Annotated in this window: 21 protein-coding genes; 10 read left to right on the top strand and 11 right to left on the bottom strand. The window is 35.1% G+C overall.

Annotation, left to right across the window (positions count from 1 at the left end):
• Positions 1–85: 85 nt before the first annotated feature.
• Positions 86–637, bottom strand: a complete 552-nt coding sequence (locus HNQ35_RS12090) for a LemA family protein (protein WP_170226728.1) — start codon at positions 635–637, stop codon at positions 86–88.
• A 14-nt stretch (positions 638–651) separates the two neighbouring features.
• On the bottom strand, positions 652–1,731 hold the full coding sequence (locus HNQ35_RS12085) for a DUF3137 domain-containing protein (RefSeq protein WP_146938599.1): 1,080 nt from the start codon (positions 1,729–1,731) through the stop codon (positions 652–654).
• A gap of 270 nt (positions 1,732–2,001) precedes the next feature.
• On the opposite strand from HNQ35_RS12085, the gene HNQ35_RS12080 reads away from it, so the two are divergent.
• Positions 2,002–2,421: a hypothetical protein gene (locus tag HNQ35_RS12080; RefSeq protein WP_146938598.1), complete on the top strand. Its 420-nt coding sequence runs from the start codon at positions 2,002–2,004 to the stop codon at positions 2,419–2,421.
• Position 2,422: 1 nt separating this feature from the next.
• Here HNQ35_RS12080 and HNQ35_RS12075 read toward each other — a convergent pair whose 3' ends face one another.
• Positions 2,423–2,878 (bottom strand): hypothetical protein, encoded by a 456-nt coding sequence (locus tag HNQ35_RS12075; protein ID WP_146938597.1) that lies wholly within the window; start codon positions 2,876–2,878, stop codon positions 2,423–2,425.
• A 1,265-nt stretch (positions 2,879–4,143) separates the two neighbouring features.
• On the opposite strand from HNQ35_RS12075, the gene HNQ35_RS12070 reads away from it, so the two are divergent.
• The 7 genes from HNQ35_RS12070 to HNQ35_RS12040 all read left to right on the top strand — a co-directional run bounded on the left by HNQ35_RS12070 (position 4,144) and on the right by HNQ35_RS12040 (position 11,301).
• Positions 4,144–4,998 carry a carbohydrate ABC transporter permease gene (locus tag HNQ35_RS12070; protein ID WP_146938613.1) on the top strand — a complete coding sequence of 285 codons (855 nt, stop codon included), beginning with the start codon at positions 4,144–4,146 and terminating at the stop codon, positions 4,996–4,998.
• On the top strand, positions 4,995–5,804 hold the full coding sequence (locus HNQ35_RS12065; protein ID WP_146938596.1) for a carbohydrate ABC transporter permease: 810 nt from the start codon (positions 4,995–4,997) through the stop codon (positions 5,802–5,804). Before HNQ35_RS12070 ends, HNQ35_RS12065 begins: the two co-directional genes overlap by 4 nt.
• 69 nt (positions 5,805–5,873) lie before the next feature.
• A complete protein-coding gene (locus HNQ35_RS12060) occupies positions 5,874–7,184 on the top strand; it encodes an ABC transporter substrate-binding protein (RefSeq protein WP_174771686.1) in 1,311 nt (436 codons plus the stop codon).
• Positions 7,185–7,268: 84 nt separating this feature from the next.
• The gene (locus HNQ35_RS12055) at positions 7,269–7,985 is read left to right on the top strand and encodes a glycerophosphodiester phosphodiesterase (protein WP_170226727.1); all 717 of its coding nucleotides are present in this window, start codon (positions 7,269–7,271) and stop codon (positions 7,983–7,985) included.
• A 62-nt stretch (positions 7,986–8,047) separates the two neighbouring features.
• The gene (locus tag HNQ35_RS12050; RefSeq protein ID WP_146938593.1) at positions 8,048–8,686 is read left to right on the top strand and encodes a PhoU domain-containing protein; all 639 of its coding nucleotides are present in this window, start codon (positions 8,048–8,050) and stop codon (positions 8,684–8,686) included.
• Positions 8,683–10,293: a Na/Pi cotransporter family protein gene (locus HNQ35_RS12045; protein WP_146938592.1), complete on the top strand. Its 1,611-nt coding sequence runs from the start codon at positions 8,683–8,685 to the stop codon at positions 10,291–10,293. The genes HNQ35_RS12050 and HNQ35_RS12045 overlap by 4 nt, the downstream gene beginning before the upstream one ends.
• Before the next feature lie 84 nt (positions 10,294–10,377).
• Positions 10,378–11,301 carry a glycerophosphodiester phosphodiesterase gene (locus HNQ35_RS12040; protein ID WP_246118114.1) on the top strand — a complete coding sequence of 308 codons (924 nt, stop codon included), beginning with the start codon at positions 10,378–10,380 and terminating at the stop codon, positions 11,299–11,301.
• A gap of 55 nt (positions 11,302–11,356) precedes the next feature.
• On the opposite strand, the gene HNQ35_RS12035 is transcribed toward HNQ35_RS12040, so the two are convergent.
• The 3 genes from HNQ35_RS12035 to HNQ35_RS12025 all read right to left on the bottom strand — a co-directional run bounded on the left by HNQ35_RS12035 (position 11,357) and on the right by HNQ35_RS12025 (position 12,126).
• Positions 11,357–11,491 carry a YvrJ family protein gene (locus HNQ35_RS12035; RefSeq protein ID WP_146938611.1) on the bottom strand — a complete coding sequence of 45 codons (135 nt, stop codon included), beginning with the start codon at positions 11,489–11,491 and terminating at the stop codon, positions 11,357–11,359.
• A 143-nt stretch (positions 11,492–11,634) separates the two neighbouring features.
• Positions 11,635–11,850: a DUF2922 domain-containing protein gene (locus HNQ35_RS12030; RefSeq protein WP_146938591.1), complete on the bottom strand. Its 216-nt coding sequence runs from the start codon at positions 11,848–11,850 to the stop codon at positions 11,635–11,637.
• A 54-nt stretch (positions 11,851–11,904) separates the two neighbouring features.
• Positions 11,905–12,126 carry a DUF1659 domain-containing protein gene (locus HNQ35_RS12025; protein WP_246118113.1) on the bottom strand — a complete coding sequence of 74 codons (222 nt, stop codon included), beginning with the start codon at positions 12,124–12,126 and terminating at the stop codon, positions 11,905–11,907.
• Between the two features lie 253 nt (positions 12,127–12,379).
• Between HNQ35_RS12025 and tagD the strand changes: the two genes are divergently transcribed.
• Together tagD and HNQ35_RS12015 are read left to right on the top strand one after the other, a co-directional pair.
• Positions 12,380–12,778: a glycerol-3-phosphate cytidylyltransferase gene (gene tagD, locus HNQ35_RS12020; RefSeq protein ID WP_146938590.1), complete on the top strand. Its 399-nt coding sequence runs from the start codon at positions 12,380–12,382 to the stop codon at positions 12,776–12,778.
• A gap of 116 nt (positions 12,779–12,894) precedes the next feature.
• Entirely contained in the window at positions 12,895–13,902 is a 1,008-nt protein-coding gene (locus HNQ35_RS12015) for an LCP family protein (protein WP_146938589.1), read from the top strand.
• Between the two features lie 46 nt (positions 13,903–13,948).
• Here the strand turns inward: HNQ35_RS12015 and HNQ35_RS12010 are convergent, their stop codons facing one another.
• The 5 genes from HNQ35_RS12010 to HNQ35_RS11990 form a co-directional block, all read right to left on the bottom strand.
• Complete coding sequence (locus tag HNQ35_RS12010; protein WP_146938588.1) at positions 13,949–15,043, bottom strand: glycosyltransferase family 4 protein; 1,095 nt, start codon at positions 15,041–15,043, stop codon at positions 13,949–13,951.
• A gap of 354 nt (positions 15,044–15,397) precedes the next feature.
• On the bottom strand, positions 15,398–16,312 hold the full coding sequence (locus HNQ35_RS12005; protein ID WP_146938587.1) for a glycine betaine ABC transporter substrate-binding protein: 915 nt from the start codon (positions 16,310–16,312) through the stop codon (positions 15,398–15,400).
• A 64-nt stretch (positions 16,313–16,376) separates the two neighbouring features.
• Positions 16,377–17,222: an ABC transporter permease gene (locus HNQ35_RS12000; RefSeq protein WP_371862330.1), complete on the bottom strand. Its 846-nt coding sequence runs from the start codon at positions 17,220–17,222 to the stop codon at positions 16,377–16,379.
• Positions 17,215–18,411 (bottom strand): quaternary amine ABC transporter ATP-binding protein, encoded by a 1,197-nt coding sequence (locus HNQ35_RS11995; RefSeq protein WP_146938585.1) that lies wholly within the window; start codon positions 18,409–18,411, stop codon positions 17,215–17,217. Before HNQ35_RS11995 ends, HNQ35_RS12000 begins: the two co-directional genes overlap by 8 nt.
• Positions 18,412–18,800: 389 nt before the next feature.
• Positions 18,801–22,163 (bottom strand): peptidoglycan-binding protein, encoded by a 3,363-nt coding sequence (locus HNQ35_RS11990; protein ID WP_183330177.1) that lies wholly within the window; start codon positions 22,161–22,163, stop codon positions 18,801–18,803.
• Positions 22,164–22,275 lie beyond the last annotated feature (112 nt).

The raw sequence follows: 22,275 nt of genomic DNA, 5'->3' as shown, positions 1-22,275 counted from the left end.
GCGCGATTCTGACCCAGAGTTGCGCGATTTTGACCCAGAGTTGCGCGATTTCTGCACATACACTGAAATAAGCGGTTAAACTAGATTAGCGATTGAATAATTCTTTCACATCGACATTTTGCCTTTGCACAGGTGAGATTTCAAACATCTTTTTCTTTTTAAAGCCTAAAAGCGGGGCAATAATCACGCTAGGAAATGTTGTAATAGCTGTATTATAAATACGTACGTGTTCATTGTAGTTGCGACGAGCAGCTTGAATTTGCTCTTCTATTTCATTTATCGACCGTTGAATGAGCATGTAGTTTTCATGGAATTTCACTTCTGGGTATGCTTCCATCGTACGATAAAACATCGGCAATTCAGATTGTAAATTAATATGAGCAGCAACTTTTTCATCAATTGATGTAGCGTTAACGATACGCGAGCGCAATCCTGCAACATTTTCAACGAGTTCCATTTCTTTATCAGTTGCGACGCGTGCTGTTTGAATTAAGTTATCTAATTGATCGACACGTTTCATTAAGAATGCATCGAGATCCCCAAAAGCGCGCTCCACTTGAATATCATATCGCTTCATTCGGTTATACATTAAAATCAATAGCAATAAAACAACACCTATAACAATACCAATAATCACTTCCATTGGCCTCCTTATTGTTTCGTCCAAATTCGTAAATTTAAGTTTAATTCCTCTACTATTCTAAGAGCTAAAATAATATCATAATAATAGTTTTCAAATACGCGTTCATCTAAACGTTTCATAAGTTTAAACTCAAAATGTTTTGTTTGTGTAGGAATTAAAATGTACAGCATGCCATTTTTAAATGAGAAAAATGGCATCACGCCGTATCCTTTTTTCTTACGGCGAAGCGAGCGCCGTTTAGCGATAGACATGTTCGGAAACATTTCCGTCATATATGCTTCATGTGTCATTGCATATGCTGAGAATTGTTCGATACGTTCCATTAACCGAGGGGTCAAAATATATCGTGTTAAAATCGGATCTGTACCATAAACATCAAACAGTTTTGTAAACGAAACACTTTCCAACTCTACTTTCTTAAACGTTTCCTTATCCGGCTCAACGACATTTTCTAATAACGTATACTCTATTTCTTTTTTCTTTGGAAATACATAAACATGACCATCGAAATGTTTATTGAAATCAACAACATAAAATAACCCCCTGAAATATGGCATGACAGTCCTTTGATGACTACTAAAGCTGTATTTCCCTTCAATTTCACAGAAGGTCATCTCCGTAGATGTATCGTGAATCCCTTCTGTATAAACTTTTCCTTCTACATAATCATCTCCACTTACTGAAGCTAATTTAGGCTTGAAAAATCCTGCTTCATTTACTATTTTTTTATGAATCGTTTGATTCGGAATATATTTAAACGATTCATTCACACGTTTTATTAAAGGGTTAATCGCCGTAGTTTTTACTTTTAATTTTAACTCGTCTTCTTCTTCTAGGACAATTTGAAAGAACTTCCATACGACAAAAACACCACCGAAAGCAACGTAAATATAATATTCAAAATTTAGCCGATTTAACATTCCAGATAAGACCAACACAGCTATTCCTGAAAAAATGACGAGCCACAGTTTACCTACAATTCGCTTTCGATCACGCTCAAGCTCTTGAATAACAGGTGTTAATTCATTTTTATAAAATTGATTGAACGCTTCTTTCGTCAAAATGTCAACCTTAGCTTCTTGTGACATCGCAAACTCTCTCCTTTACCTTTCTACAACGTCGCTGTGGAGCTTAAACTTATTTTTCGCTTTTTCAAATTTTACTCAATTATATAAAATCTATTTTTCTTTTCAAGAGCCGATGGTCCTATTTTCTTCAGTTATTAAGCGCTGTAATATATTTTACTTCTCAAACAAATTAAAGGTTTCAATTTTTCCAAAATTAAGGGTAGCAATTTTTGTGTTGAAATATAATATAAAATTGTTAAAATAGTATAAAAATGGAAAGGAGATTAAATGATGAACGAAAACGTATTAAAAAACGATATGCGACAATGGTTTAAACAAATAGCCAACAATAACCTTAATGTCGAAGAACAAATGAGACAGCACATTTTAGAAAATAAAGCTCTCGTTAGAAATATTAATAAATTGTTCAAACAACGAAATATAACAGGTGTAAAACGAATTATATCCAACCATATTCAGCTGAAGTTATTGAATATCACTTGTGAACAGTGTCAACAGATCAATGTTGTTAAAAAGGAAGATGCTCAGCCAAAGTGTATAAAATGTAAGCATATTCTAACACTTCCTTCTAAACAAATAAAATCATCGACACGAAGAAAATGTATGTATTGTAACAATGATGTTGCCCCTTTTGCAAAAACAGTCTGTGTAGAATGTTACAATCAAGTCGAAGTTGAATATGATTGGTAAATTAATATTCATCACGAAAACGACTATGGTTTTTACTTAACGCTGTAAAAATAACATTCACTAGACCGAACACTAACGCCCCTTTAAATGATAAATCGAAATCTGGTAAAAACAACTTAACGACAAAAGGAAAAAGAATAACCGTTAAGAACCCGACGACAACAGAATCGCCAATATAATAATCATGGACAATTAGGGGGATAGATGGTGCAAGTAAAACAAAATAGAAAGAAACTGTGCAAAAGATTGCATAAAGAACAATAAAATAAAATATGTCCTTGCTCATACTTTGATTCGCAAAAAACTCTCCTTTATATAAGAGATGAGTCTCATCAATTGAAAAAAAACTTAAAACACTTAAGCTCATCGCTCCTGACAAGCCGTATAAAAAAAGGACAAGAATGGTATACAATGCCACTGGAATTAAAAAACGAAGAATGCGAAAAACAAAAGACATACCTGGAATTTTTTTAAGTAATGACACAGTAAGCGTAAATATAACGACAATCCCGATAAAAATAGCTAAGTAAAGTAAATTAATTTTTCTCTCCCCCTCTATCTCCTATTCTTTGACTGATGTTATTTTATCCATTTTAATCCTAATATTAGCAAATAGATGACATAATGAACATAGGTCAGTAGACGCAATTTGTCGATCATGACAGAATTAGAATGGTGAATTGATTATATAAAATCAGGACAATAAACAGAAAGTAAACACCACGTAAACAAGCATACTTCCACTGTTACAGATAGTTGGTCATCTATTCTATTTAATGCTTTTCAAATCAGATCATTCCAGAGCATAAAAACATATTCATCTCATATGGTAAAATTAAACATGCAACAAGGTCTATACGATCTGCAAGTTAATATTAAAAATGACTCGTACTAGCTTATGGTATTTTAAACATCGTAAAGAATTTTGGAGGATTCGACGAGGCGGAATCGAGCGGTAATAAGCCAAAATCGAGCGACGACGAGGCGGAATCGAGCGGTGACATGCCATAATCGAGCGACGACGAGGCGGAATCGAGCGGTGACATGCCATAATCGAGCGATCCCGGAACAGATTCGAGCACTCCCGCTATGCCTGACTTCGGAGTTTTAGTAACGTCGTAGAGTTAAATTTCTTTCCCTACAAGTCCCGTAAATGTAAGCCCTTACATTGATTTAGTGTAAAATATATGTAAATATAGAGTAAATTTCCACAATTACTGTTGACATCGAATGAACCTTTTGATTAAATACAGATAAGTAAATAGTTTCTTGTATGGAGATGCGGAGATCCACAGAAAAAACCTTACAAAGCTCAAAAGCATGTTAGGTATTTTTTGTGGTTTTATTTTTGGGAATTTTCACTAAGATGAGCGATTAACCTTTTCCGATCATGTGAATCCTAACCTAAAGTTGTTTTCCGAAATGGCAATGCTCTTTCTTGCTAGAAAGCCAGATTTACTTTCCTGAAGGGGGGTGATTCAACAATTTAATTGAGAGACAACATGTCATTGATAAAGGGGTGGTATTTTGCAGGAGAAAAAGCATAGTCAAGGTTCTAATCAATCATTGAAAAAGGGGACTTCCTCGTCAACAGTACTTACAAAAGTAACTCATGCTCGGCCAAAAAATAGCGATTCAGCAAACAAAGACGGTATTCGGCCAACACAATCGCGTCAGAACAAACAGCCAGGTTCTAGATATCACAGTCAATCGAGACTGTTTATGTCGGGCATGGTCTATTTATTACCAGCACTTGTGTTATTAGGTGTCTTTTTATTCTACCCAATGGCAAAGACATTGTATTTTAGCTTTTTCGAAGTGTCTGGTGGTGGGCAAGTTCAAGAATTTGTTGGATTGAAACACTACAGAGAACTGCTCCACTCAACGGAATTTATTAAGAGTATGAAGGCGACATTGTTGTTCGTACTTTACACCGTTCCAGCAGAAATTATTATTTCACTATTCTTAGCGACGATTGCAAGTGAGAAATTAAAGGGGATTGGGTTTTTTCGAACCATTTTCTCATCTACTTTAGGTGTATCAGTCGCTGCTGGTGCAACGATTTTCTTATTTTTGTTTCATCCATCCTTAGGGGTTTTAAATGTCATTTTGGAAACAATTGGTATAAACCCTATCGAATGGTTGACGAATTCAAAGTGGGCATTGTTCTCAGTAGCTATGACGACTGTATGGATGCATATTGGTATTAATTTTATAATTTTACTAGCTGGTATTCAAAACATCGATCAAGAATTATATGAAAGTGCGCAAATTGATGGTGCTGGATATTGGGCGAGATTATTTAAAATTACAATCCCTCTCCTATCACCTGTTTTGTTCTTTGTTACGATTATTGCCGTGATAGGTGCATTCCAGACGTTTGGACAGATTGATATTTTAACGGGTGGTGGACCTGCTGGAGCAACAAATATCATCGTCTATTCCATTTATCAAAATGCGTTTTCATATGGTAACTTCGGCTTCGCCAGTGCACAAGCAATTGTCCTATTCGTCCTCATTCTTATTGTGACTGTCGTGCAATTTTACTTCGGAGAAAAGAAGGTGCATTACCAATGATGAGAAAGCTTTTATTCTACTTTTTGCTTAGTGTATCCGCACTGCTTCTTTTCTTTCCGATTTTGTATGCATTATCAGCAAGTTTTATGGAGCCACATGAAATATATGCAGGAAAACTACTTCCGTCATCGATTAGCTTTGATGCTTATAAAGAAGTGTTTGAAAGTATTCCGCTTATGCATTACTTGATGGTCAGTTTTTGGATGTCTTTCATTGTTATGGTTGGACAGCTCATTGTGAGTAGTCTTTCGGCATTTGCCTTTGTTTTCATTCCATTTAAAGGCCGTGATTTAATTTTCTATCTGTTTTTGGCAACGATGCTCATTCCATGGGAAGCAACGATCATACCAAACTTCCTAACCATATTAAATCTAGGGTGGGTCAATACATACCAAGGATTAACCGTACCATTTTTCGCTTTACCGTTTGGCATCTTTTTATTACGTCAACATTTCTTAACAATTCCTAAAGAGTTATGGGAGTCTGCGCAAATGGATGGCTGCTCACGGTTTCGATTTTATTGGAAATTCGCTTTACCTTTATCTAAATCATCCTTAAGTGCGCTTGGCATTTACGGTTTTTTAACGACTTGGAATATGTATCTCTGGCCACTTCTTGTCACAGATAGTGATAAAGTACGTCCAGTACAGATTGGTTTAAAGATGCTGATTGCTAATGAAAGTTCATCATCTTGGAATATGGTTATGGCAGCAGTTATCTCTATTTTATTGCCGACGTTACTACTGTTATTTATCGGTTTGAAATGGATAAGAGAAGGATTAACAGCAGGTGCCATAAAAGGTTAATAAGCCGGTTTCACCTCACGGACTTCATACGTGAGATAAAAATATATTCCATTATTGGAGAGGAGAATCATGTTGAAGAAATTTATTCAATCTTTTGTCGTCCTTTTTCTATTAAGTTTTGTATTAATGGCTTGTAGCAATGATGATCAAGCGTCATCTTCCAGCAATTCGGGAGATAAAACAACGATTTCCTTCTGGCATGCGATGAGTGGAGATAACGGAAAAGCGCTGGAAGACATTGTTGATAAATTTAACGAGCAATCAGATTCAGTTAAGGTTGAAGCTGTGTATCAAGGTAGTTATGATGATTCATTAAGTAAATTGCGTGCTGTCGGTGGTTCAAAAGAAGCGCCTGCGATTGTTCAAGTATTCGAAATAGGTACGAAATATATGAAAGAAAGTGATTTTATTACACCAATGCAAAAATTTATCGATGAAGATGATTTCGATATTTCTGTATTAGAGGAAAACATTTTATCTTATTACACAATTGATGACCAGTTGTATTCCATGCCTTTCAACACATCGAATGCGGTGATGTTCTATAATAAAGATATGTTTAAAGAAGCTGGACTAGATCCAGATAACCCACCACAAACATTCAGTGAAGTAAAGGAAGCAGCTGAAAAATTAGCTGATGGTGAAAAAACATTCGGCTTTACAATGGGAACAATTGGTTGGTTCTTTGAGCAATTAATGGCGAATCAAGGTGCCTTGTATTTAGATAATGATAACGGCCGTAGTGGTGATGCAACTGAAGCAGTTGTCAACTCTGAAGAAGGTTTAAAAATATTTACCTGGTTAGATGACATGAACAAGGCTAAAACGTTTAAAAACTATGGTAGTAACTGGGAAGACCCACGTAGTCCATTCTTTGCTGGTCAAGTCGGTATGTATCTCGACTCAACTGCAAACACAGCTGAAGTCATTAAAAACTCACCATTCGAAGTTGGCTCTGCTCCTCTACCAGTTCCAGATGGTGTTGATCCACAAGGTGTTATTGTTGGTGGGGCATCACTTTGGATTACAAATCAAGTATCCGAAGAGGAACAAAAAGCAGCTTGGGAATTCGTTAAATTTATGACAAAGGCTGACGTGCAAGCAGAGTGGGCGGCAGCAACAGGATATTTTCCGATTACACCTGCTGCATATGAAGAAGATGTTCTTAAAGAAGTGTATGATGAATATCCACAATATTTAACAGCTGTCAAACAGCTTGAAGACACACAAGTTACACCAGCGACATCCGGTGCATTAACGACCGTTATGCCAGAAGCTCGTAAAATCATTGAAACAGCACTTGGAGAAATGTATGAAGGAAAAGATCCGAAAGAAGCACTAGATGAAGCGGCTGAGAAAATCACAAACGCACTTAAATAAAGGTTTGATTGTTCATTGGAGGAGAGTAGGAGTTTGCTGCATTCCAACTTTCCTCCCTTATATCAAAAAAACGAGGTGTACATCTTGGTTCTTAACTTTGCTCATAGGGGTTCTTTAACAGAAGCTCCTGAAAACACACTTTCTGCTATTCATAAAGCTTTAGAACACCAGACTAAAGCGATCGAAATTGATGTGCAATTGACAAAGGATAAACAAATAATCGTCATTCATGATCATCATTTTTCACGATTAAATGAGAACATTCATGGGTACGTTAATGATTATACATTAGAAGAAATCAAGTCATTTGATATTGGCTCATCTTTTTCAAAGGCATACGCTCATGAAACCATCGCAACATTAGATGAAGTGTTAGACATATGCCCGAAAGACATATTGCTAAATATAGAAATAAAAAACATTCCAATCATTCATGACGGAATAGAAGAAAGGGTCATTCAATGTTTGAAGCGACATAATCGTCTAGAAAATATTTTAATTTCATCCTTTGATCATCAAGCTTTAGAAAAAGTACAAGCACTCGACCCGCGAATTCCACTTGGTTTACTTATGTTTTATCGTTTGTTACGTCCTTGGGAATATATTCAATCGACTCGGTTAACATTAAGAAGCGTCCATCCTAATATGGTTTATGTTGACCAAATGCTTGTTGATGAAATGCACAAGATCGGACTCGAAGTATATCCTTTCACTGTTAATCATATCGATGAATATAGGAAATTAATTGATCTAGGTGTCAACGGCGTTTTTTCTAACAATCCTGCTATCTTCGGATTATAGAAGCTTTAAAAGGGGATGTCATTGATATCCTCTTTATTTATCTTCATGATGGAGGTGATTTCATGTTAAAAAGGCAAAATTATTATGACATGATGCGGATACAAATGAAAGATATCGTTCTTAAGCTTTTAGAACATATTTTAAAAATGACGACAGATTATCTTGCTTATTTAGATGAACCTTCTGAAGATAAAAAAGCACTTTTACTTCAACAGGAAACGGTTATTGATCAAAGTGAGGAAAAAATAAATGACATGATTTTAGATTTAATTACATTACAACCTTTAGCGAAAGAAGATGTAAAGGAATTATTTGCTATTGGACGTATTGCTGGCCGGCTTGAACGTGTCGGTGACCAAATCATTAATTTACTTACAATTAGTGAAAGAGAAGATATTGACGTTTTAAAGCCAGTGGCAAATCGATTTATGACGTATGAATGCGACATGATGGAATGGTTATTGGAAGGCATGGCGAATGAAAATATAGATTTACTAAAAAATGTCATCGAACACGATAAACATGTCAACCAATTAAATATCGGCACATATGAATCACTTGTACATTCAGTAGAAAAGCAACAAGATATTACAGGCGGTAACTTAAAAACGATTATAGCAAGCAGATTTTTAGAACGGTTAGGTGATTATCTCGTAACGATTGCTAAAACATTTATTGATATTTTGGAGAATCGATTATGACTTTGATATGGCAAAGTTTTTTTAGCTTTATAGGTGGCTTAGGCATTTTTTTATATGGCACATATCTGCTTAGTAACGGTTTACAACGGCTTGCCGCTTCAAAAATGCGTGACTATCTAACTCGGTTAACTGACACACGGCTTAAAGCTCTGTTCAGTGGCGTCGTAGCAACCTTTATTCTTCAGAGTAGTACAGTAACATCTATCATTTTAGTTGGATTGGTCAGTAGTTCGGCAATCGGTTTGTCACAAGCTTTTGGTGTCGTCCTCGGATCTGCAATTGGTACAACATTGACAGTGCAAATCCTTACTTTTGACATATCCATGTTTTCATCTGTTTTTATTTTTTTAGGGGTCATATTTATTATCTTCGTTAAGCATAATCGATGGAAAACAACGGGGATGATTTTACTTAGTATCGGTTTCATATTCTTTGGGATCCATTTAATTTCATCTTCTATCGAACCTTTAAGTCAAGAACAGTATTTACTGGATGTATTATTAAATATTTCAGATATACCGATTATGTTTGCCTTTATTTCCATGGTTTTAACTGCAATATTTCATAGCAGTGCTGCGATGATTATGATAGGAGTTGCTTTTGTAACGAATGGTGTCTTATCTGTAGAAGCCATTATTCCCCTTGTATTAGGAGCAAACGTTGGCTCAACGATTCCTGTTTTAGTCTCCAGTACGACGTCTAACCAAAAAGGAAAACAGTTAGCTGTCTTTTATTTCTCATTTAAATTAATTGGTGTTGTGATTGCTTTTTTAGGGTTACATTTGATTTTACCTTATAGCGGTTTACTTCCGGGAAGCCCTGATCGTCAAATTGCACACTTCCATACTATATTTAACATCGGGATTGCCTTTTTGTTCTTGCCTGTTTTACCTGCTGTAGCTCAACTTTTTAAGAAATTTACAGTCTCTTCATCAGAAAAGGACATAACTTTTCAAGTTGAACTCGATCAAAACTTGATAAAAGTCCCGGAAGAGGCACTTCATCAAAGTAAAAAGGAAATCATTCGTCTTGCACAAATGGTACAGACGGATATGCTTAAGCGATTAAGCGATTATGTTAATGGTCATTTAAAACAGCAGAAACTATATCACGTTGAAATGTTAATAGATGCATCTTATATTAAGATACAACAATTTCTATTAAAATTAGCTCAACAAAACTTAACAGATGAGCAATCAAATTTAGAAGTAAAGCTATTAAATATTTTAAATGATATCGAACATATTGGTGATACGGTAGTCCGTTTCATCGGAGTCGCCGAAAAAGTTAGCCAAAAAAATATTGTCTTAAGTAAGCGAGATTTAAACAAAATGAATATCCTACTTAATTATATAGAAAGAACATTTATCAATTCCATCACCTCCTTTAAAGAAAACGATTTACAATTAGCTAAAGATGTGCTGCAATATCAAGCGTCCATCGATCAGTTTGAAAAAGATGTGAAGTTTGAACATTTCAATAGACTTATTGATAAAGAAGTACATGACCCTGATATCAGTGCTGTTTACTTAGATATGATTAATCAATTATTACACGTCTATCATCATGCCATGAATATTTCACGCACTGTGTTAGGGTTAATTTGACACATATAAATATCTATTCAACTCCTATATGATTTGAGTAGAAAATTATAATATTTCATGATAAACAGGGAAAGAGGTGTGGTTATGATGCGATACATCCAAACATTCTTCATTTTTTTACTTTTATTTCTTAATCTTATTGGATGCAAACAACAAGAGGAACAAATTGGTGATTATCTTGAAGCGTTTTCTCATGTTGATGCTCATTCATTATTATCACCACTTCGTTTTGTGAATATTGCTCATCGTGGTGGTTCAGGATATGCACCTGAACATACGATTTTTGCATATGAAATAGGCGAGCAATTGAACAGCGACTATATTGAGATTGATTTACAAATGACGAAAGATGGCCACCTCGTTGCCATGCATGATTCTGATGTTTCTCGAACAACAAATGGTGTTGGAAAAGTAAAGGATTATACGTTAGAGGAATTGAAACAATTGGATGCTGGATCATGGTTTTATGATAAGCACCCACATTATTTTCAGGCAGAGTTTATCGGTGCAACAGTACCGACACTAGAGGAAATTTTTAATACGTTTGGTCAACATGCTAATTATTATATTGAGACAAAAACACCTGAAATGTATCCCGACATGGTTCATACATTAATTGAAACGTTAGAAAGCTATGGCTTTACAGATCCTGTTCTACCAGATGGAAAAATAATCATACAATCTTTTAGTAAAGATAGTTTATTAGAAATACATAAATTAGCTCCTGATATACCGTTAATTCAATTGTTAAAGCTCGATAAGAAAGCAAAGTTAAGTAAAAATGAATTAGACAAAATCAAAACATATGCAACTGGAATTGGTATTAATTATAAAGCCCTGACTAAAAATATGGTTCATGATATTTTACAAGCTGGGCTTTTAATCCACCCTTATACAGTTAACGACAAGAAAGATATGGAACGACTTCTTAATTGGGGTGTTGATGGTATGTTTACTGATTATCCAGATCGTTTGAATGAAGTGATTAACAATAAACACCATAAATGAAAAACTCCAAACGAATATGCCGCTAACTGGCATAATAAGTTTGGAGTTTTTATTGTTACTTCATTTTCTCCGGCAAAGAGTGGATGGATTCAATTAGCTGATTCAACTTTCCTTCAATACGATGGAGTAAATAAAATGTCACCGCAATCGGAAAGCCTAAATCTGTTACAAAAGCCACCCAAGCTTCCATTTCCACTCTGAACGCCCCCTTTCAATTAGAAATCTACCGATATTTTTGCATCTTTTAAATTATTTCCCTGGTGACACAATGTACGTTCATTTAATAAAAAGAGGGCGTCCAAGCATCCACGGACAGCCCCTCTTACCAGCTTACTATGTGAGCTCAATTTGTTGTACATATCGTTCTGTAATTTGTGCACTATATTTTTCAACGAGTCCGCCTCCTTTAGATGTGAAGGCGTCAGCTGCAATAATGTCTTCCATCACTTGATTAACTTCTGCTGGATCAATTGGCTCAATTGGTTCCTCGAGCGATAAAGTAACAATTTTTCCATCAACATTTTTAAACTTCAATTCTAAATTCTTCAAAGCTGTTCACCTCCCCTTCCGAATGATAGCCATAAGCATTTGATTACAGACCATTTACGATTGGCGAATCTCAGACTTATCAACACGCTCTACATTAAACAGAGGTCGTTGTTGTAGGCTAGCCAACGCTTGAGATACAGTGAATAAACTTTCTGGAGTTGCATCGGTGTGTACATTAAATGCTTTTGTCTTATAGATTGGCTTTCCAGTCATAGCATCTTCTCCTACATAAAAGACAAGGCGTAATTGTGAGGTTAGCATATCTTCATGTGCCATTGATACCACCTCCTTTCACAAATATAATCGTGGCATCTGCCAAAAAGGTGGCAATTATTTTCTAAAAATATTTTGTAAATATCGTAAATTTATGTCATTTGTTAAATCTGTTATATTGAGTTGATTAGAACATGTTAGTTGTTATAAAATAGAAGTTATGAAAGGAAAATGACTTTGAAAGCATCCATGCCATACCGTACAATCAATGATTACGCCTTTCGTTTTGGAAATTGCCTAAAGGGAGCATGATGAAATGAAGAAAGTGATAACGTATGGCACATTCGACTTAATCCATGTTGGTCATATCAATATTTTAAGGCGTGCTAAAGAAATGGGTGATTATTTAATTGTTGCCCTTTCCACAGATTCTTTTAATAAGACAAAAAAGAAAAAAGCATACTATTCATATGAAGAACGTAAAATAATCCTTGAATCCATCCGATATGTAGACAAAGTCATACCTGAAAAAACATGGGAACAAAAAATTGAAGATATACTAACATATCATATTGATATATTAGTTATGGGAGATGACTGGAGAGGCTTATTTGACTATTTAAAACCATACTGTGATGTCATCTATTTACCACGAACCCAGCATATTTCGACATCAAAAATTAAAGATGACCTCTATGAAGGTCGGCAATCATAAGCTATTAATAAAACTTTCTTCACAAGAAATAGATAAAGTAGATTGCAAAATTCGACGAAAATATCTATAATTAATGAAGTTGGGGTTTTAAGATTAGTAAAAAGGAGCCTAAACTCATGAATCGTTTGGCTGTTAAAAAGGTAAAGAAAAAGAGAAAAGTAAGAAAATTTGTATTATTCACGTTGATTATAGCTTTAGGACTTATTGGTTTTGGTGGATATAAATTTTACCAAACATATACTGCCGCGAGTAAATCATACAACGATCTCGGCGGTCGAGAGAAATCTAAATTAAGAGAAGAAGTCGTTACGATTAGTAAAGACCCTGTTTCCATTTTATTGATGGGGATTGAAGACTATTCCACAGAAGGTGTCAATGGGCGAACAGACAGTTTAATGCTTATTACATTTAATCCTAAAGACGAACGGATGAAATTATTAAGTATCCCACGTGATACTTATGTTGAAATTGTCGGCAGAGGAACAATGGATAAAATCAACCATGCCCATGTTTTTGGCGGGAAAGAAATGACCATCGATACGGTTGAAAAATTTCTTGATATCCCTGTTGATTATTATGCAGCTGTTGACTTTGATGCTTTTATTGAAATTATTGATATCCTTGGTGGCATTACCGTTAATGTTCCTTTCGATTTTGAAGAAAAAACAATGGCTCCTGGTTCTAGATGGGTCCAATTTTATGAAGGACCTATGGAATTAAATGGAGAAGAAGCCCTTGCCTTCGCAAGGATGAGAAAACAAGATCCTAAAGGTGATATTGGCCGTGCTGAACGCCAACAAGAAATTATTAAAGCAATTGTCGATAAGGCCACATCGTTTAACACGATTACTAAGATTGATGATATTGCCGAAACAATTGGTAATAACATTGAAACGAATATGAGAATTACGGAAGGTCTTGCCTTCTATAAAGCATATCCGAATTTTAGTCCAAGTAATATCGATCAAATTAAATTTGAATCACATTCAGAACGGATGGACGGCATCGTGTATGAAATTGCCGATGAAGAATCCGTAGAAGAAGTTAGGCAAATTTTAAAACAACATCTGGAATTAACAGACTCCGATGAAAACGTCTTTGCAAATGAAGCATTAGAAGAATAGTAAAGAGCTCACTTGAGAAATCGTTAAGTGAGCCCTTTTTATTAAGTTAATGTTTATGTCGACTATCTGCAGATTGTTCGATTCCGATGAGTTTTTGAATTGTTCTTAAGACTGGTTTTCGGTTTAAATAAGTAATACCAGCCATTTCAGCAACTAGCTGAATGCCTAAAAACGTAACGACCATAATAACGAGCGACGCAAGTAACGTTGCACTATTGAAAACGATAGCCATAATACCAAAGAATAAACTAAAACCATATAATATTAATACTGTCGTTCGATGTGAATACCCCATTGACATCAAACGATAATGAATATGTTGGCGATCTGCTGTTGCAATTCCCTGTTTATTTAATGTTCGGCGAATGATTGCTAAAATTGTATCATAAATTGGAATAGCAATGACGATAAACGGAACGATAAAACTAAACAAAGCAACATTCTTGAACAAACCAAACATAGAGACAACAGCTATCGCATAACCTAAAAATAGTGCGCCTGTATCACCCATAAAAATTTTTGCTGGGTAAAAATTGTGTACTAAGAAGCCTAGTGTCCCGCCGATTAAAATAACCGTTAAATAGACAACAATGATCCGATAATCCATTATCGCCATCATCATAATACTTGATAGAGCAATGGTAGACACACCTGCTGCTAAACCATCTAGTCCATCGATTAAATTAATCGCATTTGATGCCCCTACAATCCATAATATCGTAATTAAAATACCGAAATTTCCTAAATACACTATACCAGCAAATGGTATCGTTAATTTATCAATAATTAAACCCGATGAAACGACGACAGCTGCTGCAGTTACTTGTCCAATTAATTTATAAAATGGTTTCAAATCATAAATATCATCAAGGACCCCTGTTAATATCATAATAAAAGCCCCTATAATTATTTCATCTAAATAAGGGTGTGACGGTTGTAAATAAAGATATCCAGCAGCCACTCCGATAAAAATAGCTAGTCCACCTAAGCTTGGCTTTTCACCATGATGAAGTTTCCGCTTGCCATCTGGTTGATCAACCAGTTCATACTTTTTAACAATCTTAATGATTAGTGGTGTCATTATTAGTGCGGTCATACAAGAGATGATAAACGCAATAACTAACTCATTTACATTCCACATAATACACCTGCTTTTAAAAACATTATTAGTCACCCACTTCATCTTACCATAAACTCACAATAGAAAGAAGGTAAAAAAAAGTGAACACATCTTCTTTATCGAACAATAAAGGATTCATTAAAATAACAAATAGATCCCTTGTTCTTAATCATTCTAATGATTTCGCAATCTCTCATCATACTTCTTCTTTCATATCTGTTTGAATATGGTCATATGCGTATTAGCTGATATAGTGATTTATTTTATTAGTCCTATACCATTAAATACAAATGTATGAATCATCTCTCATAACCAAACATGAAAACGGAGAAATCAATAAGATTTCTCCGTTTCATTTAAGATTAACTTATCTCGTTATTTTGTATCTAAATCTTCTATCGAATCAATGTCCATATATGCTGGGACGACAAGCCCAATTTTGGCGCCTACTAAGTTGCCACCAAGATCGACTAGATCATCTTTATACTGTTCGTATAAATCACCATGTGTACCTGGTAACCATGCAGCAACCATACCATCAGCTTCACCAGTTGCGACTGCTTGCCACATGACCGCATTATCTAATGGCGTAATCGTTACATCATAGCCTAAGTCTTCTAAAACAGTTGCGACAACATTCGTTGAACCGATTTCTGTATCCCATTCAACATAAACGAGTTTAATTTGATCGCCATCAACTTCGTCCACACCATCGACCCATTCTGCGACTTTATCTTCATTTTCTTTAATCCAATTTTCAGCTGCTTCTTTAGGGTCTGTACCACTTGACACTTCAAGCATAACAGCCTCTAAATCTTCGGCTTCCCAAGAGAAATTATCAAGCACTTGATATGCTTCAGGCATATCATCTTCTAAGCCTTTTCGAACCATCGTATGAATTGTTTCTTCTTCACCGAAAACACCTTTAGGATCATCTAAATACTTTAAATCATATTTAGCGAATTTCCAATGTGGTGACCAACCAGTCACAATAATCGGTTCTTCTTTATCATAAGCCTCTCCTAAAGCAGTTGCCATTGCACCGCTAGATGAAGCTTGCACTTCCCAACCTTCTAAGCCATATTCTTCAACAGCTGCTTCTGATGCTTTGAATACACCGGCCCCCGGTTCAATTCCTGTAATAGTATAATTTATTTCTTTACCGTATTGTGGATCACCAGATGTATTTTCTTCATCTTTCGAATCACTACCTGAACCACCACATGCAGCAAGTACTAACGTAACGAGGATTCCAATAACGAGTCCGAGACGTTTAACGTTTTTTAACATAAATGAAAAACTCTCCTTTTAAAAATATATATTTAAACTTTCCTCAATGAAAAGTTTACTCACATTAATTTTTTACTTTATTCTTATTCATATACTGTGTAAATCGATCAATGATAATGGCTAAAATAACAATACCAAGTCCTGCTACAAATCCTGTACCAACTTGAGCCCGTTGTAAGGAAGATAATACTTCTCTTCCAAGCCCTGGTGCACCAATCATTGAAGCAATCACAACCATTGACAAAGACAACATGACCGTTTGGTTAATTCCTGCCATAATCGTCGCTTTCGCCATAGGTAGTTCGAGTTTAAACAGCTTTTGAAAACCGGTACTACCAAATGCTTCCGATGCTTCAACTAATTCTTTGGAAACTTGTCTAATGCCTAAGTTTGTAAAGCGAATGGTCGGAGGTGTGGCAAATATAAGAGATGCAAATACACCAGGTACCATCCCAATACTAAAGAACGCAACTGCCGGAATTAAATAAACGAAGGCCGGCATCGTCTGCATAAAGTCAAGAATCGGTGTGATAATGATCTCAGCAGCCTTACTTTTTGACATTAAAATACCTACTGGAATACCGATCATAACCGATAATACACTGGAAACTAAAACAAGGGAGAACGTTTCAATAAAATGTGACCAGTAATCTTGATTGTAAATTAACCACAGACCAATGATTGAGAAAATAGCTAATCCGAATCGTTTCCCAGAGATAAAAAATGCTCCAACGGCAATTAATAAAATGAAAATAACAGGTGGGATTAAATTTAACGTATCTGCGGTCCATTCCATAAAATTGCCAAAATGAACTTTGATTGGTTTAAAAATGAAAGAAAATGAATCTGTTATCTTTCTCGTTAGCCATTCTGTTTTTTCTGCAATAGGGATTTGGGGTATATTAAACATTACCATTTACCCCCCCTTCACTTGCTAAGCCAGCAATAATAGCACCACGAACGAGAATACCGACTAACCGTTCCTCTTCAACGACTGCAATTGGGATAGGTGTATCGTAAATCATATTAAATATTTCATTCATCGGCGTATCTTTATCGACTTTTTTAATATCTGTCTTTAATATATCGCTTAAGTTACGATTTTCTTTATTTTTTGCTGCCAAAATGTCATCTGCTGTGACATATCCTTTTAAGTTACGATTACTATCGACGACTAATATACTAGATATACCTTCAGCTCTCATTCTCTCAAGCGCCACTCGCGGTCCATGCCGCTCAATATTTACTGTTTCAGGGCGTTTCATCACATGTTTCGCTGTTAGTACTTTTGAACGATCAACATCTTCAACAAATTTTTCAACATATTGATTGGCTGGGTTAACTAATATTTCTTCTGGGGTTCCGATTTGGACGATTGATCCATCTCGCATCAATGCTATGCGGTCTCCTAATCGAAGAGCTTCATCTAAATCGTGGGTAATAAAGATGATTGTTTTCTTCATTTTTGCTTGTAATTCGATTAATTCATCTTGCATGTCTTTTCGAATTAATGGATCTAAAGCGGAAAAAGCTTCGTCCATTAATAAAACTTCTGGATCATTTGTTAGTGCTCGCGCTAATCCAACACGTTGTTGCATCCCACCAGATAATTGCTCTGGATATTGGTGTAAATATTCACCGAGTCCGACAATTTCCAACGCTTCCTTCGCTTTTTTTCGACGTATATCTTTATCTACCTTTTGAATTTCTAAGCCATATTCAGCATTTTCAAGTATCGTTCGATGTGGAAAAAGCGCAAAGCTCTGAAAAACCATACTTAACTTTTCTCTACGGACTTGTCGCAAATCTTTTTTATCTAGATTTGATATGTCTTTTCCCTCTATATAAATATGTCCTTCTGTCGGTTCTATCAGCCGGTTAATGAGACGAATTAGTGTTGATTTACCACTACCTGATAATCCCATGATGACAAAGAACTCACCTTCTTCAACTGAGAAGTTTGCTTTGTTAACGGCCACCGTACAACCTGTTTCATTTAATATTTCCTGCTTTGACATACCTTCTTCTAAAAGTGTTAATGCTTCTTTCTTACGTTTCCCAAACACTTTTGTTAAATTATTCACTTCAATTATTGACACAATTTCACCTCTTCAATTTTTGACTATTACTGGTAGATAAGATTTAAGTTATATCGATAATCTCTCTCAAAAATAGTCACTTTATAACGATAACATTTATTTAAGTTCATTACAAATTTGATTGAACGTCATTTAATAGGAAATATCCTTATATATCGCTCTGAGAATAAAATTAACGATTCATTCTTATTATTCCTCGTGTATGCTCTATTATGGTCCGTTTTAATCAGGTTTTAAGGAAAATGAAGTATTTATCATCTACTATTTTTTAAAAAATACACACTACCTGACATTATTTCCATAAATAATTAGAAAACATAACTGAATTTAGGAACTTTGAAAGAAATTAATAAAAAAACTAGTCCCCATAAGAGAACTAGTTTAATAGATTAATTGTATCGCGCAATATCGAAGTGGAGTACTGGATTGTCTATGTCGTTATAAATCGCTTTGATTCTGCTAATTTGCTTTTGTGCCCATCCGATATCTGTAGCATATTGCTTCCATGCATTTCCATTCGCCATATCAGGATTCCAACGCATTTTATAAAGTGTGTTTTGTTTAAAGCGATTATGAATATAATCTTCACCAACAAACTTAGCGCCACCTTCAATAGCCGCTTCAGGAGTAAACCAACCTTCTTTATATGCTCTAAAGGCTCCTTGACGGCGCGGATCACTGTCTACTGCTCCAATTCCGAACATGTTATAAGTCGTTTTAATGTCTGTTAAACGACTACGATTTGAACTTGTTACTAAAACAAGGTTACCATTTGCATCTTTACCTACTTCAATACCAGTTGCTAAGTCAGAAGAACCATTTCCTGTTTCTAATAATGCATGTGCTACTAAGTAAGCTTCATTCACATGATGGGCTTTACCACCATTAATAAAGCTCTGACCTTTTCCTTGTAAAATACCTTTACCTGATAAATGTTTATTTAACTCCGTTGCAGTAGCACCTGCTAACTTAGTTAAATCTAGATGTTGAAATTCATCGGCAGCTGTTGGGTCCATTGCTGCTTTAACATCAGCACGTGTCGGATTTCTCCATGCACTGTAAGCTATTTCATGCCAAGAAGACCCTTCCTTAATAATTGTTACAGTACTGCCTTTATTAATGACACCGTATTTATGGCTACTGCCACTTTTTTGGGCACGAACATTTACATTAGCTGTTGTTTTAGCTGTTTTACCAGTTGATCTTGCTAAGGAACTGTGAACATACAGTGTCATACCTTGGTATTTAATTTTATACCATTTCGTACTTCCACTTGATGAAGCTCCTTGAACTGTTTCTAAAATTTCAAATGTCGTACCATAGGTAACTGTTGTAACAGGATTATTTTTGAAATCCGGAGTACTTCGTAAATTGACTATTGTACCTGTGATTTCACCGTTTTCTGTAACATTGACGTATTTTGCCGAGATATATGCTGGTTCATTACGGTATTTATCTGTTTGTTGAAGTCGTTCCATCTGAATGTCGACAGCGGCTTCCAAAGAAATACCGTAATCTGTGTATGAGACATATCGCTTCTCTTTTGGTTCAGCCGACATTATTGTTTGATAAGTGATCTCGTCTACTATTCCAGATACAGGCAAACCATAATCTGCTTGAAATTCTCTTACTTTTTTATCCATAAAGCTACCAAACAACGTTGTCTCTTTTATATGCCCATACCCAAGTGCGTTTAATCTTTGTTTCAATAAAACTATATCGGAGTGATGCTTACCCTTTTGAAATGGACTATTTAATATTTCGTCGATTTTTTCCAAAGTTCGGCTATCAGCAATTCCATTAACATGTAATTTATAATGCTCTTGAAACTCTCTGACCTTCTTTTCTGTAAAACTACCATAAAGATCTGTAACTTTAATGTTTCCAAAGCCTAAGCGATTTAAGTTTTCTTTTAGTTTAATTGTATCTGGATGACGCTTTCCTTCTTGGAAAGGACTATTTAATATTTCTGCTATCTTTTCCAATGTGCGTGAATCAGCGATTCCAGTTACTTTTAAACCATAATATCTTTGGAAGTCTTTCAAATGCTTTTCTGTAAGACTACCGAAATTATTGTTTCCTTTAAAATTACCGAATCCTAATCTAGATAAATTTTCCTTTAACTCGGCAACTTTTGGATGACTCTTACCTTTTTGTAATGGACTTTGATAAATTTTTTCAAGCTCATCCAATGTATTTAAATCCAGCTTTCCTGTCACATTCAAGCCATAGTAAGATTGGAATTCTTTTACTTTCTTTGTCATAAAACTACCATACAATGATGTTACTTGTATATGCCCAAAACCCACTGCGTTAAGCATTCTCTTTACAGTTTTAATACTTTCGTGGCGTCCGCCTTCTTGAAATATTTGATTATACTTTGCGTTAATTGTGTTCTTCGTCTTCTCATCAATTATTCCATTAACCGGTAGTCCGTGATCAGCTTGAAATTTCTTCACACGTTTTTCCATGAAGTCTCCAAAATAGGTTGTAACTATGATATTTCCATATCCTAGCCAATTTAGTTGCTTTTTTATTCGAATTAATACTTCATGATGCTTTCCTTTTTGCAATGGGCTTCCTAATAAATCATCTATTTTCTCTAATGTTTTTGAATCAGCAATTCCAGTTACTTTTAAGCCATAATATCTTTGGAAGTCTTTTAAATGCTTTTCTGTAAGACTACCGAAATTATTGTTTCCTTTAAAATTACCGAATCCTAATCTAGATAAATTTTCCTTTAACTCGGCAACTTTTGGATGACTCTTACCTTTTTGTAATGGACTTTGATAAATTTTTTCAAGCTCATCCAATGTATTTAAATCCAGCTTTCCTGTCACATTCAAGCCATAGTAAGATTGGAATTCTTTTACTTTCTTTGTCATAAAACTACCATACAATGATGTTACTTGTATATGCCCAAAACCCACTGCGTTAAGCATTCTCTTTACAGTTTTAATACTTTCGTGGCGTCCGCCTTCTTGAAATATTTGATTATGCTTTGTGTTAATTGTGTTCTTCGTCTTCTCATCAATTATTCCATTAATTGGTAGTCCGTGATCAGCTTGAAATTTCTTCACACGTTTCTCCATAAATTCACCGAAATAAGCTGTTACTGTTATGTTTCCATATCCCAACCAGTTTAATTGCTTTTTAATATCAATTAAATCGTTATGTCGCTTTCCTCTCTGTAATGGGCTATGGTAAATTTCTTCTATTTTAGAAAGTGTTGTCTTATCTACTATGCCTGTTTGCTTTAAGCCAGCATATTCCTGAAATTGTTTCACTCGTTTAGTTGTAAACGATCCAAAGTATTCTGTTACCTTAATATCTCCAAACCCTATACGATTCAACATCTTTTTTAATTCAACAACTTGCTCGTTTCTATCTCCTTCTTTAAGTGTTGTCGTTTTTGGAGTAGATTTTTGTAACGTTATTCTTTCTTCGGATTCATGAGATTGATCATCTTTAACTGCTTCTTCTGATTCTTCTTGTTCCACGTTTTCATCTGCATTGATTTCCGTTTCTTCTGGTGAATCATCATCGTCTGCTTCATTGCGTTCTATGTCGCTTAGATTGTCTTCATTAATCGGTTCTGCTAACTCTTCTTGTTTTTCCTCATCCGTTATTATTGATTGTTCAACTGATGATTCGTCACTTTCTTCATATGCTTTAGCTATATGTAGATTAGTAGGTGAAGATAAAACAAGCATAAGAGTGGATGATATGATAATAGTCTTTTTAATTCGCAATGAGCTCACCTCCTTTTTCCTTTCAGTATAATAATCGGCTAATTTCATTATAATTTCAAGTTTTTACACGGAAATATGTTTTCATTTTTCATAAAAAAAGAGCTCTCAAATT

The sequence above is a fragment of the Cerasibacillus quisquiliarum genome, assembly GCF_014202495.1.
Lineage (GTDB): Bacteria > Bacillota > Bacilli > Bacillales > Amphibacillaceae > Cerasibacillus > Cerasibacillus quisquiliarum.
This window is presented reverse-complemented; position numbering and strand designations above follow the sequence as displayed.

Bases quoted from the DNA above. Each gene is read 5' to 3' on its own strand.
- HNQ35_RS12085 (WP_146938599.1), bottom strand. From the start codon at position 1,731: ATGTCACAAGAAGCTAAGGTTGACATTTTGACGAAAGAAGCGTTCAAT.
- HNQ35_RS12080 (WP_146938598.1), top strand. From the start codon at position 2,002: ATGAACGAAAACGTATTAAAAAACGATATGCGACAATGGTTTAAACAA.
- HNQ35_RS12075 (WP_146938597.1), bottom strand. From the start codon at position 2,878: ATGTCTTTTGTTTTTCGCATTCTTCGTTTTTTAATTCCAGTGGCATTG.
- HNQ35_RS12070 (WP_146938613.1), top strand. From the start codon at position 4,144: ATGTCGGGCATGGTCTATTTATTACCAGCACTTGTGTTATTAGGTGTC.
- HNQ35_RS12065 (WP_146938596.1), top strand. From the start codon at position 4,995: ATGATGAGAAAGCTTTTATTCTACTTTTTGCTTAGTGTATCCGCACTG.
- HNQ35_RS12060 (WP_174771686.1), top strand. From the start codon at position 5,874: ATGTTGAAGAAATTTATTCAATCTTTTGTCGTCCTTTTTCTATTAAGT.
- HNQ35_RS12050 (WP_146938593.1), top strand. From the start codon at position 8,048: ATGTTAAAAAGGCAAAATTATTATGACATGATGCGGATACAAATGAAA.
- HNQ35_RS12045 (WP_146938592.1), top strand. From the start codon at position 8,683: ATGACTTTGATATGGCAAAGTTTTTTTAGCTTTATAGGTGGCTTAGGC.
- HNQ35_RS12040 (WP_246118114.1), top strand. From the start codon at position 10,378: ATGATGCGATACATCCAAACATTCTTCATTTTTTTACTTTTATTTCTT.
- HNQ35_RS12035 (WP_146938611.1), bottom strand. From the start codon at position 11,491: ATGGAAGCTTGGGTGGCTTTTGTAACAGATTTAGGCTTTCCGATTGCG.
- HNQ35_RS12025 (WP_246118113.1), bottom strand. From the start codon at position 12,126: ATGGCACATGAAGATATGCTAACCTCACAATTACGCCTTGTCTTTTAT.
- tagD (WP_146938590.1), top strand. From the start codon at position 12,380: ATGAAGAAAGTGATAACGTATGGCACATTCGACTTAATCCATGTTGGT.
- HNQ35_RS12015 (WP_146938589.1), top strand. From the start codon at position 12,895: ATGAATCGTTTGGCTGTTAAAAAGGTAAAGAAAAAGAGAAAAGTAAGA.
- HNQ35_RS12010 (WP_146938588.1), bottom strand. From the start codon at position 15,043: ATGTGGAATGTAAATGAGTTAGTTATTGCGTTTATCATCTCTTGTATG.
- HNQ35_RS12005 (WP_146938587.1), bottom strand. From the start codon at position 16,312: ATGTTAAAAAACGTTAAACGTCTCGGACTCGTTATTGGAATCCTCGTT.
- HNQ35_RS12000 (WP_371862330.1), bottom strand. From the start codon at position 17,222: ATGTTTAATATACCCCAAATCCCTATTGCAGAAAAAACAGAATGGCTA.